This window comes from Duganella guangzhouensis, from assembly GCF_009674535.1.
GTDB lineage: Bacteria > Pseudomonadota > Gammaproteobacteria > Burkholderiales > Burkholderiaceae_D > Rugamonas > Rugamonas guangzhouensis.
Genome location: NZ_WKJK01000016.1, coordinates 74372 through 87520, shown reverse-complemented (window position 1 = coordinate 87520; position 13149 = coordinate 74372). Strand labels below are relative to the sequence as shown.

12 protein-coding genes are annotated in these 13149 nt (G+C 62.3%); 9 read left to right on the top strand and 3 right to left on the bottom strand.

Going from position 1 to position 13149, the window contains the following annotated elements:
• Positions 1 to 34: 34 nt before the first annotated feature.
• Genes GJ699_RS25575 through GJ699_RS25565 form a run of 3 tightly spaced genes read right to left on the bottom strand, consistent with a single transcriptional unit; the run spans position 35 to position 1412 of the window.
• Complete coding sequence (locus GJ699_RS25575) at positions 35 to 403, bottom strand: VOC family protein (protein ID WP_154381689.1); 369 nt, start codon at positions 401 to 403, stop codon at positions 35 to 37.
• Positions 404 to 440: 37 nt separating this feature from the next.
• On the bottom strand, positions 441 to 1205 hold the full coding sequence (locus tag GJ699_RS25570; RefSeq protein ID WP_154381687.1) for a helix-turn-helix transcriptional regulator: 765 nt from the start codon (positions 1203 to 1205) through the stop codon (positions 441 to 443).
• A 42-nt stretch (positions 1206 to 1247) separates the two neighbouring features.
• Complete coding sequence (locus tag GJ699_RS25565) at positions 1248 to 1412, bottom strand: hypothetical protein (protein WP_154381685.1); 165 nt, start codon at positions 1410 to 1412, stop codon at positions 1248 to 1250.
• Positions 1413 to 1538: 126 nt separating this feature from the next.
• Between GJ699_RS25565 and leuS the strand changes: the two genes are divergently transcribed.
• The 9 genes from leuS (at position 1539) to GJ699_RS25520 (ending at position 13148) form a co-directional block, all read left to right on the top strand.
• Entirely contained in the window at positions 1539 to 4163 is a 2625-nt protein-coding gene (leuS, locus tag GJ699_RS25560; protein WP_154381683.1) for a leucine--tRNA ligase, read from the top strand.
• A gap of 8 nt (positions 4164 to 4171) precedes the next feature.
• Positions 4172 to 4747: an LPS-assembly lipoprotein LptE gene (locus GJ699_RS25555; protein WP_154381681.1), complete on the top strand. Its 576-nt coding sequence runs from the start codon at positions 4172 to 4174 to the stop codon at positions 4745 to 4747.
• Between the two features lie 9 nt (positions 4748 to 4756).
• The gene (holA, locus tag GJ699_RS25550) at positions 4757 to 5773 is read left to right on the top strand and encodes a DNA polymerase III subunit delta (RefSeq protein ID WP_154381678.1); all 1017 of its coding nucleotides are present in this window, start codon (positions 4757 to 4759) and stop codon (positions 5771 to 5773) included.
• Between the two features lie 16 nt (positions 5774 to 5789).
• Positions 5790 to 7055 (top strand): glutamate-5-semialdehyde dehydrogenase, encoded by a 1266-nt coding sequence (locus GJ699_RS25545; RefSeq protein WP_154381676.1) that lies wholly within the window; start codon positions 5790 to 5792, stop codon positions 7053 to 7055.
• Between the two features lie 8 nt (positions 7056 to 7063).
• Positions 7064 to 7486: a CopD family protein gene (locus tag GJ699_RS25540; protein WP_154381674.1), complete on the top strand. Its 423-nt coding sequence runs from the start codon at positions 7064 to 7066 to the stop codon at positions 7484 to 7486.
• A 10-nt stretch (positions 7487 to 7496) separates the two neighbouring features.
• Positions 7497 to 8099, top strand: coding sequence for a 2-hydroxychromene-2-carboxylate isomerase (locus GJ699_RS25535; protein WP_154381672.1), 603 nt, complete (start codon positions 7497 to 7499; stop codon positions 8097 to 8099).
• 108 nt (positions 8100 to 8207) lie between these two features.
• A complete protein-coding gene (locus GJ699_RS25530) occupies positions 8208 to 9407 on the top strand; it encodes a THUMP domain-containing class I SAM-dependent RNA methyltransferase (protein ID WP_371867670.1) in 1200 nt (399 codons plus the stop codon).
• 102 nt (positions 9408 to 9509) lie between these two features.
• Positions 9510 to 10781, top strand: a complete 1272-nt coding sequence (locus tag GJ699_RS25525; protein WP_154381668.1) for a multidrug effflux MFS transporter — start codon at positions 9510 to 9512, stop codon at positions 10779 to 10781.
• A gap of 219 nt (positions 10782 to 11000) precedes the next feature.
• Complete coding sequence (locus GJ699_RS25520; protein ID WP_195763647.1) at positions 11001 to 13148, top strand: HDOD domain-containing protein; 2148 nt, start codon at positions 11001 to 11003, stop codon at positions 13146 to 13148.
• Position 13149 lies beyond the last annotated feature (1 nt).

The window sequence follows — 13149 nt, the reverse complement described above, 5'->3', positions numbered from 1 at the left end:
CTTTATTTGCTGAGGCAGTATTTTCCCACAATCGCTAGCGCACCGCTTTGACGTCGAAGTGCTGGTTGTAAATCAGGCAAAGCAGGTTGCCGAACGGATCGGCCAATTCGACCGTCTGGATGCCCTCGCCGACGTCCTGGATGTCGCCGTGAATGGTGGCGCCCAGCGCGGTGATGCGCTTGACTTCCGCTTCGATATCTTCGACGCCCCAGTAGGCCAGGCTGCCGGCTTTGCCGGGCGTGGCGCCGTCCGGCAGCAGGCCCAGTTCAAAGCCGCCGATGTTGAAGCCGACGTAGAACGGCTGGTCGAAGTACGGTTCGGTTTGAAACACCTTGACGTACCAATCCTTGGCCGCGGCCAGGTCTTTGACTGGATAGATAACGGTGCGCAATCCTTGAATCATGTGAGCCTCCGGAGGTCGAAAACCACATCTTGGCACATCAGGCGGCGGCGCGATTGGAAAAATGGAATTGTTCCGGTGTGCTGCTGGAGAATTCCTGGAAATCGTGGATCAAATGGGATTGGTCGAAGTAGCCGCAATCGGCCGCCAGCTGCGCCCAGTCGAGACTGCTCGTGGTGTCGGTGCGCAGCGTGGCGGTGGCGCGGCGGAAGCGGCAAATGCGCGCGTACAGCTTGGGCGACAGCCCGACATGCTGACGGAACTGCGCCGCCAGATGTTGCCGTGACACGTGCAACTGCGCCGCCAGTTCCTCAACGCGCAGCGCGCCGCCGCTGCGGTCCAGCGCGACTAGCGCTTGCCGTACCAGCGGCGCGTCCGCGCCTGGCACTTGGGCTCGCAGCCGCCGCATCAGTTCGCGCTCGATCAACGCCAGCCGCGCGCGTTCGGGCGCGTTGCTGGTCCACAGCGCATCGGCCAAGCGATCGGCATCGCTGCGGCCCCACAGCAGATCGATGTCCGCGCGCTGATCGGTAATCGCATGCAGCGGTGTGGCCAGAAACAGTCCCGCCATGCCTGGCTTGAAGCGCACCGCCAGCGTCAACACCGGCCGCTCGCTGGCAACCAGGATAGCGGCCGACATCATCCCTACCGCATAGCCCGGCTGCCCGCCGTCCTGCCAGAGAATATCGACACAATTATCCGGCAACACCCGATGCGTATGCGCCGAACCCGGCGCCCGCGCCGCCCAAACGCACTCCACATAAGCCGCCAGTGCCGGATGAGGTGGATATTCACGATAAAACATTACAGATAGTCGTCCATTTCATAAGTTTTCGTAACCTTACGCTTAACCGGCCAAATATCCCACAGTTCGTCGCAAATCAGTCGGCTTGGCGATCTGCATGTCCAGCGGCCCGAGCTCGCCCAGGTCGCCGATGTTGAGCAGCAGGAAATCCTGCTCGGGATGGGCATTTTGCAGGGCGGCGAGGGCGGCTGGTGGCAAGATTGGCATGGCGGGCTCCATGTGTGGTGCTTTTGTTAATGCATCCTGCTATTAAGCGCCTGCCGGCCCGCGCCGTACTGGCGTGGCTCAAGGTATAATGTCCGGTTCATATTCACTATCGACCGATCACCGATCATGCAAGATAAATATAGTCCCGCCGACGTAGAAAAAGCTGCTCAATCCCACTGGAAAGCCATCGACGCCTACAAAGCCATCGAGCACGATCCGCGCTTCCCGAAAGGTAAGTACTACGCCTGCTCCATGCTGCCTTACCCATCGGGCAAGCTGCACATGGGCCACGTCCGCAACTATACGATCAACGATGTGATGTACCGCTACCTGCGCATGAACGGCTACAACGTCCTCATGCCGATGGGCTGGGACGCGTTCGGCATGCCCGCCGAAAACGCGGCGATGGCCAACAATGTGCCGCCAGCACAGTGGACCTATTCCAACATCGCCCACATGCGCTCGCAGATGGAGCTGATGGGTCTGGCCATCGACTGGTCGCGCGAAATGACCGCGTGCAAGCCGGAATACTACAAGTGGAACCAGTGGATGTTCCTGAAGATGCTGGAAAAAGGCATCATCTACAAAAAGACCGGCACCGTGAACTGGGACCCGATCGACCAGACCGTGCTGGCCAACGAGCAGGTTATCGACGGCAAGGGCTGGCGCTCGGGCGCGGTGATCGAAAAGCGCGAAATCCCGATGTACTACGCGCGCATCACCGACTACGCCGAAGAGCTGCTGGAACACGTCGACAACAAGCTGCCAGGCTGGCCTGAGCGCGTGCGCATCATGCAGTCGAACTGGATCGGCAAATCGACCGGCGTGCGCTTCGCCTTCCCGCACGACATCAAGGATGCCGACGGCAACTTGATCACCGACGGCAAAATGTACGTCTTCACCACCCGCCCGGATACCATCATGGGCGTGACCTTCTGCGCCGTCGCCGCCGAGCATCCGCTGGCCGTGCTGGCCGCGCAGACCAACGCCGAACTGGCCGCCTTCAACGCCGAGTGCAAACTGGGCTCGGTGATTGAAGCCGACATGGCCACGATGGAGAAGAAGGGCATGCCGACCGGCCTGTTCGTCACCCATCCAATCACCGGCGATAAAGTCGAAGTCTGGGTCGGCAACTACGTGCTGATGACCTACGGCGATGGCGCCGTGATGGGCGTGCCGGCGCACGACGAGCGCGATTTCGCCTTCGCCAAAAAATACAATCTGCCGATCAAACAAGTCATCACCACCGCCGACGCGCCTGAGTACTCGACCGACGCCTGGCAGGAATGGTACGGCGACAAGGAAGTTTCGATCGTCACCAACTCCGGCAAGTACGATGGCCTGCGCTACAAGGACGCGCTGGACGCCGTCGCCGCCGACCTGGCAGCGCAAGGCCTGGGCGAGAAGAAAACCACCTTCCGCCTGCGCGACTGGGGCATCTCGCGTCAGCGCTACTGGGGCACGCCGATCCCGATGATCAACTGCGCGGATTGCGGCTCGGTGCCGGTGCCGGAAAAAGATCTGCCGGTGGTGCTGCCGGAAGACTGCGTCCCTGATGGCAGCGGCAACCCGCTGAACAAGTACGAAGCGTTCCTGAAGTGCGATTGCCCAAGCTGCGGCAAACCGGCGCGTCGCGAAACCGACACCATGGATACCTTCGTCGATTCGTCGTGGTACTACATGCGCTATACCTCGCCAGGCTCGAACGATGCCATGGTCGACGCCCGCAACGATTACTGGATGCCGATGGACCAGTACATCGGCGGTATCGAACACGCCGTGCTGCACCTGCTGTACGCGCGCTTCTGGACCAAGGTGATGCGCGACTTCGGCCTGGTGAAATTCGACGAGCCGTTCGTCAACCTGCTGACCCAGGGCATGGTGCTGAACGAGACCTACTACCGCGAAGACGCCGCCGGCAAGAAGACCTGGTTCAATCCAGCCGACGTTGATCTGACCGTGGACGACAAGGGTCGTCCGCAGGCTGCGACGCTGAAAGACGACGGTCAACCGGTGCAGATCGGCGGCACCGAGAAGATGTCGAAGTCGAAGAGCAACGGCATCGACCCGCAAGCGCAGATCGAACAATATGGCGCCGACACCGCGCGCCTGTTCACCATGTTCGCCTCGCCGCCAGAGCAAACGCTGGAATGGTCGGGCAGTGGTGTGGAAGGCGCCAACCGCTTCCTGCGCCGCGTGTGGGCGTTCGGTTACGCGCAGCGTGAAGCGTTCGCCGCCGCCGGTTCGCCGCTGAGTGCCGCCGCTACCACCGACGCCAGCAAAGCGCTGCGCCGCGAAGTGCACAAGGTGCTGCAGCAGGCCGACTACGACGTCAAGCGCATCCAGTACAACACCGTGGTCTCGGCTTGCATGAAGATGCTGAACACGCTGGAATCGGCCAAGGACGCGGAAGCGGCCGTGCTGTCGGAAGGCTATGCGATCTTCCTGCGCCTGCTGAACCCAGTGGCGCCGCACATCACCCACGTGCTGTGGAAAGAGCTGGGCTACGCCGGTGACATCCTGGACGCCGCATGGCCGCAGGTTGATCCGGCCGCGCTGGAACAATCGGAAATCGAGATGATGATCCAGGTGAACGGCAAGCTGCGTGGCAGCGTGGTGGTCGCGAAGGGCGCCGACAAGGCCGCCATCGAAGCCGCCGCACTGGCCAATGAGGCGGTGCAGAAGTTCATCGAGGGCACGCCGAAGAAGGTGATCGTGGTACCGGGCAAACTGGTCAACATCGTAGTGTAAAGACAGATATGGCGACGACTACTTCCAAGATTTTGTGCGCAGCCGTGCTGGCGGCTTCTCTGACGCTGTCGGGCTGCGGCTTCCATCTGCGCGGCGACGGCGGCCATTACACGCTGCCTTTCCCGACCATGTATGTGGGGCTGCCGGAGTCGTCGCCGCTGGCGATTGACCTGAAACGTAATATCCGCGCCAACGGCGGCACCACGGTGGTCAGCACCGCCAAGGAAGCCGATGGCGTGGTCGAGGTGTTGACCAATCCGGAAAAGACCAAGACCAAAACGATTCTGTCGCTGAACAGCAATGGCCGCGTGCGACAGTATCTGCTGACGTATAACATCGTGTTCCGCATCCTGGACAAGCAGGGCGCCGAGCTGCTGGGGCCAACCACCATCACGCTGACCCGCACCATCGACTTCAATGAAACCCAGCTGCTGGCCAAGGAGCAGGAAGAAGCGTTGCTGTACAAGGACATGCAGACCGACCTGGTACAGCAGATGATGCGCCGTATCGCCGCCGTGAAAACGCCGGGCGTGTCGCTGCCGCCACCGGCTCCGGCGGCGGTGCCGGCGGTGCCGATTCAGTAAGGACGCTTGATGCAATTACGGTTGGAGGCGCTGGACGGCCATTTGAGCAAATCGCTGTCGCAGCTGTACGTCATCACCAGCGACGAGCATTTGCTGGCGCTGGAGGCTGCGGACAAAATCCGCAAGACCGCGCGCGCGCAGGGCTATTCCGAGCGCGACGTGCTGACCGTGGAGCGCAGTTTCAAGTGGGGCGAGCTGTTGGCGGCCAATCAGGCGCTGTCGCTGTTTGGCGATAAAAAGCTGATCGAGCTGCGCATCCCGACCGGCAAGCCGGGCAAGGATGGCGGCGCGGCGCTGCAGAATTATGTGAAGGATCTGAGTCCGGACAACCTGACTTTGATCACGCTGCCAAAGCTGGACTGGCAGACGCAGAAGGCGGCCTGGGTGGCCGCGCTGCAACAGGCGGCGGTGTATATCGACATCCCGCAGGTGGAACGGGCGCATTTGCCCAACTGGATAGGCCAGCGCCTTGCCCAACAAGGGCAGAGCGCGGACCGGCAGAGCATCGACTTCATCGCCGATCGCGTGGAAGGCAATCTGCTTGCGGCCCATCAGGAGATTCAAAAACTGGCCTTGCTGCACGAGCCGGGCAAGCTGACCTACGAGCAGGTGCACGAAGCGGTGCTGAATGTGGCGCGCTATGATGTGTTCAAGCTCAGTGAGGCGATGCTGGCGGGCGATCCGGCGCGGTTGATCCGCATGCTGGACGGCCTGAAAGGCGAGGGCGAAGCGCTGCCGCTGGTGCTGTGGGCGGTGTCGGAGGAAATCCGCACCCTGCTCAAGCTGAAGGCGGGCATGGCGCAAGGCCGGCCGCTGGGGGCGCTGCTCAAGGAGCATCGCATCTGGGGGCCGAAAGAACGCATGATGGACCCGGCGCTGCGCCGCATTTCGCTGCCAACGCTGGAAGCGGCAATGAAGGACGCCGCGCAAGTGGACAAGATGATCAAGGGCCTGCGCGCGAAAGCGTTTGCCGGCGACGCGTGGGACGCGATGCTGCAGCTTGCATTGAAAGTCGCACGCGGCTAACACCGACGAGACGACGATGGACATCAAGCAGTACATGGAACAACTGGGCCAGCGCGCGCGCAAGGCGTCGCGCGGCATGGCCAAGGCCGATACCGCCACGCGCAACCGCGCGCTGACGCTGATCGCCGACGCGATCGAACGCGAAGCCGACGCGCTGCGCGCCGCCAATAAACTGGACATGGAAGCCGCCGCCGCCAACGGCCTGGAACCGGCGCTGCTGGACCGCCTGGCGCTGTCCGACAAAGCCATCGCCACCATGGTGGAAGGCTTGCGCCAGATCGTCGCGCTGCCGGACCCGATCGGAGAAATCTCCGGCCTCAAATTCCGCCCGACCGGCATCCAGGTCGGCCAGATGCGGGTGCCGCTGGGCGTGATCGGCATCATCTACGAATCGCGCCCGAACGTGACGGTGGACGCGGCCGGCCTGTGCATCAAGAGCGGCAACGCCACCATCCTGCGCGGCGGTTCGGAAGCGATTCACTGCAACCGCGCGCTGGCGATACTGGTCAAGCAAGGCTTGCAAGGCGCCGGCCTGCCGGAAGACGGCGTGCAAGTGGTGGACACCACCGACCGCGCCGCCGTCGGCGCGCTGATCACCATGCCGCAATACGTTGACGTGATCGTGCCGCGCGGCGGCAAGAGCCTGATCGCGCGCCTGATGGCCGAAGCCACGGTGCCGATGATCAAACACCTGGACGGCATCTGCCACGTCTACATCGACGACAAGGCCGATCTGAAAAAAGCAGTGGACATCGGCTTCAACGCCAAGTGCCACCGCTATGGCACCTGCAACACCATGGAGACGTTGCTGGTAGCGCGTTCGATCGCGCCGCAGGTGCTGCCGGAACTGGCCAAGCTGTACGCCACCAAGGAAGTCGAACTGCGCGTCGACGCCGAAGCGGCCGCGCTGCTGCAGGGCTATCCGCACCTGAGCGCAGCCACCGAAGAGGATTGGTCGACCGAATACCTGGCCGCGATTCTGGCGGTGAAAATCGTGGCCGACGTCGACGAAGCGATGGAGCACATCGAGCGCTACTCGTCCAAGCACACCGAAGCGATCATCACCGAAGACCATTCGGTGGCGATGCGCTTCCTGCGCGAAGTCGATTCTTCGTCGGTGATGATCAACGCCTCGACGCGCTTTGCCGACGGTTTCGAATACGGCCTGGGCGCCGAAATCGGCATCTCCAACGACAAGCTGCACGCGCGCGGCCCGGTCGGACTGGAAGGTTTGACCTCGCTGAAATACGTGGTGTTCGGCCACGGCGAAGTACGTCAATAAGGAGTTTTATGCTGTACCTCTGGATCAAAGCACTGCACATCTTTTTCGTCATCGCGTGGATGGCCGGCGTGTTCTACCTGCCGCGCATCTTCGTCAACCTGGCGATGGAGACCGATCCCAATACCACCGCGCGCCTGCTGCTCATGGCGCGCAAGCTGTATCGCTTTTCGATGTGGCTGTCGGTGTTTGCGGTGGTGTTCGGAGCGTACCTGATTTATCTGGCGTACGGCGTGCACATGCCCGGCTGGCTGCACGCCAAGCTCACGCTGGTGGTGCTGTTGATCGGCTATCACCACATGTGCGGCGGCATCCTGAAGAAATTTGAACGCGGCCAAAACCAGCGCAGCCACAAGTGGTTCCGCGTGTTTAACGAAGTACCGGTATTCGCCATTCTGGCCATCGTGATTCTGGTGGTCGTGAAACCATTCTGATCGGAGCATCATGAGCAAGGTTTGCCAGTATTTCTTTGGTGCGCATTCGCCGTGGGCCTATCTGGGCCACGAACGTTTGGTGGCGATGGCGCGCCGGCACGGCGTGCGGATCGAGATCAAGCCTTGCGATCTGTCGAATGTGTTTGGGGTTTCCGGCGGCCTGCCGCTGGCCAAGCGCGCGCCGCAGCGCCAGGCTTATCGTCTGGTGGAGCTGGCGCGCTGGTCGGAGTATCTGGAGATTCCGCTGCAACCGCAGCCGCCGTTCTTTCCGGTGTCGCCGGAATTGGCCAACAAGATGATCATAGCGGCGCGCATCGCGCTGGGCAACGACATCGCGCTGGCGCTGGCCGGCGCCATCATGCGCGGCGTGTGGGCCGAGGAAAAGAATATCGCCGACGAGGCGACACTGGCGCGCATCGCCGGTGGCTGCGGCCTGGATGGCGCGGTGCTGCTGAAGTCTGCGGCAACCGGGATCGTGCAGGCCGAGTATGAGCGCAATACCGCCGAGGCGAATGCCGCCAGTGTATTCGGCTCGCCGTGGTATGTGCTGGATGGAGAAAACTTCTGGGGCCAGGACCGCCTGGATTTCCTGGAGCGAGCAATGCAGAAATAAGCGTCGTCCTCGCGCAAGCGAGGGCCATGCCGAGCGTGCCTGGTATGGATTCCCGCCTGCGCGGGAATGACGAATGGCGCGGTTTATTAACGGACAAAAGGTACACCTATGGCATCCTTCTTTTGCCCATGCCCACGAGGCATGGAATCGGCGTTGGCCGAAGAACTACGCGAGATCGCGCAACAAAGCACCACCATGAAGGTGCACAACGAAGTCCCCGGCGGCGTGCACGCCTCGGGTGAACTGGAAGATTCCTATCTCATGAACCTGCATTCGCGCATCGCGTCGCGGGTGCTGCTGCGCATGGCCGCAGGCGGTTACAAAAACGAGAACGACATCTACGACCTGACGCTGGCGCAGCCTTGGGAAGAGTGGTTCAGCTACGACCACACCATCCGCGTCGATCTGACGGCGGTGAAGTCGCCGCTGAAAAGCCTGGAATTCACCACGCTGAAAATCAAGGATGCGATCTGCGACCGCTTCCTCGATCAATATAAAAAGCGTCCTTCGGTCGATACCAAGGAACCGGATATGCGCATCTTCGGCTTCGTCGACGCGCACCAGTTCATCGTTTATCTGGACACCTCGGGCGAGGCGCTGTTCAAGCGCGGCTGGCGTAACGAAACCGGTGACGCGCCGCTGCGCGAAAACCTGGCCGCCGGCCTGCTGCGCGTGGCCGGCTGGAAGCCGGGCATGCCGCTGTTCGACCCAATGTGCGGTTCCGGCACCATCCTGTGCGAAGCGGCGCAGATGGTGCAGGGCGTGCCACCGGGCGCGCGCCGCCGTTTCGCGTTCGAGAAGTTCCATGACTTCGAGGCCAGCGTGTGGCAGGACATGAAGGCTGCCATCAAGCCGAATCCGCTGCCGGCCGAGCCGACCATCTTCGGCTCCGACATCTCGGGCGACATGGTGGCGATGGCGCGCCACAATCTGCGCAGCGCCGGCATTCTGTTCGATGTGCCGCTGAAGCAGATCGAGGCGCAGCAGGTGCAGGCGCCGAGCGCGCAGCCGGGCATCCTGCTGACCAACCCGCCGTACGGCGAGCGTATCGGCGTGCGCGGTGACCGCAGCCTGCCGGAAGATGAACTGGCGTCCGGCTTCTATGCCGATTTCAGCTCGACGCTGAAACAGCGCTTCGCCGGTTGGACGGTGTATCTGTTCACCGCCGATCTGGGCGTGCCCAAGCTGCTGCGTTTGAAGGAATCGCGCAAGACGCCGTTCTTCAACGGCGCGCTGGAATGCCGTCTGTTCCGCTTCGATATGGTGGCGGGCTTCAACCGCCGCGAAGCGGCCAAGCCGAAAGAGTAAGCAGTACCCAGCCTGCCGCCGCCACCGCGCGGACGGCAGGGTGGTGCGCCCCGCCGCGCACCGCGAAAGGTGGCGGCGTTTGTCCAACAAGGAAAACGATTTATGCTGCCGACACCTCCCGCCAATCTCCCCGACAAAGACCTCGATGACAATGTGCCGCCGCCCGAGCCGGCGCACCGCAAGCCGCTGAGCTCCGCCGCGCTGGCCACGGTATTGGCGGCGCTGTCGATGATCGGCCCGTTCTCGATCGACGCCTATCTGCCGGCCTTCCCCAATATCCAGGCCACGCTGCACGCCACCCCGCTGGAAGTCCAGCAAAGCCTGACCTTCTATATGCTGGCCTTCGCCGGCATGGTGCTGTGGCATGGCGCGCTGTCGGACGCCTTCGGCCGCCGCAACGTGATCCTGGTATCGCTGGCGATGTTCGCCATCGGCACGCTGGGCTGCGCCGCCGCCCACACCGTGCACTATCTGTGGGTATTTCGCGTCATGCAGGGCGTGTCGGCCGGCGCCGGCGTGGTGGTGGGGCGCGCCATCATCCGCGACGTTTGCGAGGACGCGGCGGCGGCGCGGCTGCTGTCGCTGGTGACCATGATCTTCTCGATCGCGCCAGCCATCGCGCCGATACTGGGCGGCTGGATCGTCACCCTGTTCGACTGGCGCGCCATCTTCCTGTCGCTGCTGGCCTATAGCACGCTGCTGTTCATCTTTTGCTACCGCCGGCTGCCGGAGACGCTGCCGCCGGAAAAACGCCATCCCTTCAACCCGCGCTTCCTGATGCGGAATTACGGTGACGTCCTGCGCTCACCGCTGTTCCACCTCAAAACCGGGGTGGTGGCGCTGAACTTCGCCGGGCTGTTCATCTACATCTCGGCGGCGCCGATCTTCCTGCCCGAGCAGCTGCATCTGGGCGCCTCGCAGTTTGCCTGGCTGTTCATTCCATCGGTGGGTGGGGTATTCCTGGGCGCGCTGGCGGCCAACCGCATCGCCGGCAAGATGACGTTTGCGCGACAGATCGGCATCGGCTTCTGCTTCCTGCTCAGCGCCTCCACCATCAATCTGCTGTACCACATCTTCCAGCCACCGGCGCTGCCGTGGACCGTGCTGCCGCTCGGCTTCTACACCTTCGGCATGTCGGTGGTGGCGCCGGGGGCGACGCTGCTGGCGCTGGACCTGTTCCCGCACATCCGTGGCACCGTGGCCTCGGTCCAATCGTTCGCGGTGACCCTGCTGGGGGCCATCGTGGCGGGGGTAATTGCACCCGTCCTATCACATTCCGCGCTGTGGTTAGCCGCAGGACAGATGGCATTTAGTGCCTCTGCTCTCGCTTTGTGGTTGACGTCGCGCTATTACCGGCGCATGCTAGCGCGCTAATCAGGTCGATATTTGTTAACGGCAGGAAATTGAGTTAGTTTAGGAAGAAATTTTTCCACCTGTTAAGTTAATATCAGACTTTATGCTAAGATAATTTTTTATGCGGGATGCTTGAAGTTTGAAATGCGCCTGGAGCCCGCATAAAGCCTAACTTTAGCGGAAATTTGCCGTTGACTTCCGCTCCTTGATCGATGTCTACTGGCGGCAATGTTTGATACGATGCATCAACAATCTGACCACGATATTCGCAATCGACTGCTGATAGCCCGTCTGCCGGCCATGCCGCAGATACTCATCAAGTTGATTGAGCACCTGCAAGCCGACGATGCCGGCATGCCGGAGCTGGCCGCCCTGATCGCCAAGGACGCGGCCATGACCAGCAAGATCCTGACCGTTGCCAACAGCTCGGCCTACCACCGCAACGTGCGCACGGTGGGCCTGGAGCAGTCCTTGGTGTCGCTCGGCACCGATATGATCAAGACGCTGGTGATCAGCGAATCGGTATTCCAGACCTTTAACAGCTTCCCCCATTCCGGCAGCACCGACTTGCGCGGCTTCTGGAAAGGTTCGCTCACCACCGCCGTGATCGCGCGCGATGTCGCCCGGCAGATGGACTATCCGCACGTTGAAGAAGCTTATCTGGCCGGCCTGCTGCACAACGTCGGCCGGCTGGCATTGCTGGCCACCGCGCCCAAGGAATACGCCTTCAACTTTACCGCGCGCGACGACGAAGACCTGTGCGCGGTCGAACAGCGCACGCTGCAAATCACCCACTCGGAAGCCGGCGCCTGGCTGATCGAGCGCTGGAACCTGGATTCCTTCCTGGCCGACAGCGTGCTGTATCACCACGAGCCGGTGACGCGCCTCGAAGCGGCGCATCCGCTGATCCGCATCGTGCGGCTGGCGCATCTGCTGTGCTGCCATGAAGACCAGGAGCAGGCCATCCTCGAAGCGGCGCGACTGTGCAATCTGGATGGCGAGATACTGGAGCAGATCACCCGCAACGCCGCGCGCCAGGTGGAGAAGTCGGCCAATTACCTCGGCATCGACCTGGCCGGCGCCGACGATATCGTGGCGCCAGTGGCGTTTGCGCCGCCGCCGGTCGATCCGGTGCAGCAGCGCCTGTCGGAAGAGGTGCGCAACATCATGCTGGTGTCCGAGATGGGCCAGACCTTCGCCCGCCAGAACGGCGAGGCCGGCCTGCTGGAATCGATCACGCGCTCGGCGCGCATTCTGTTCGACTTTGAAACCGCCGTGGTGCTGCTGGAGAATCCCACCGGCCACGCGCTGCACGGCATGCCGACCGGCGAGCATCAGCGGCTGGCGGAATTCGTCATCCCGCTCAACAAGGGCGGCGTGGTGGCGCAGTGCGCGCTGGAGCGCAAGCTGACCTATGTCAGTCGTGAAGGCCAGGCCCACAACGTGGCCGAGGAACAGCTGTTCCGCATCCTCGGCAGCGAAAGCATGGTGCTGCTGCCGCTGGTGGCCAATCAACGCTGTCTCGGCGTGCTGGTGGGCGCGGTGCCTAGCTGGCAGATGCCGCTGCTGCAGAAGCGCGAACGCTTCCTGCATTCGTTCGGCACCCAGGCCGCCGCCTCGCTGGAAACGGCGATGAGCGAGCGCGGTCACGCCAAACGCCAGATCGCCCATGTGGCGGAAGAATACCGTGAAGCCTCGCGCCGTGTGGTGCACGAGGTGAACAACCCCCTGTCCATCATCAAGAACTACCTGTCGGTCCTGGACAGCAAGCTGGCACGGCGCGAGCCGGTGGTCGGCGAAATGTCCATCCTCAATGAGGAGATCGACCGCGTCGGTCAGCTGATCAACGGCCTGGCCGACCTGCAGCCGACCGAAGTGTCGCGCACCACCGACGTGGGCAAGGTGGTGGACGATGTATTGCGCCTGTTCCGCGCCACCGATTTTGTGCCGGCCTCGGTGCAGATCGTGGTCCGCATGCAGGAAGAACCGGCTGAAATTGATGGCGACGCGGACCTGCTGAAGCAGATCCTGGTCAACCTGATCAAGAATGCGGTCGAAGCCTTGGGCGACGGCGGCAAAATCGAGATTTCGAATCGCGGCCATGTGAACCGCGAGCGTAAGCTGTATCTGGAACTGGTGGTCAGCGACACCGGTCCGGGTCTGTCGGCCGAGGTATTGGCCAACCTGTTCTCCCCTGTCCGCAGCAGCAAGGAAGGCGCCCACCATGGCCTTGGACTGTCTATCGTCCATAGCCTGGTCAAGAAAATGCAAGGGTTGATTACCTGCCGCTCCGGCAAAACGGGTACTACGTTTGAAATCCTGCTGCCCGCCAAAGGCAGCAACAGCCAAGTCGCCGGCGTGCAAACGCGGGTGATGGATTCCGCATAAG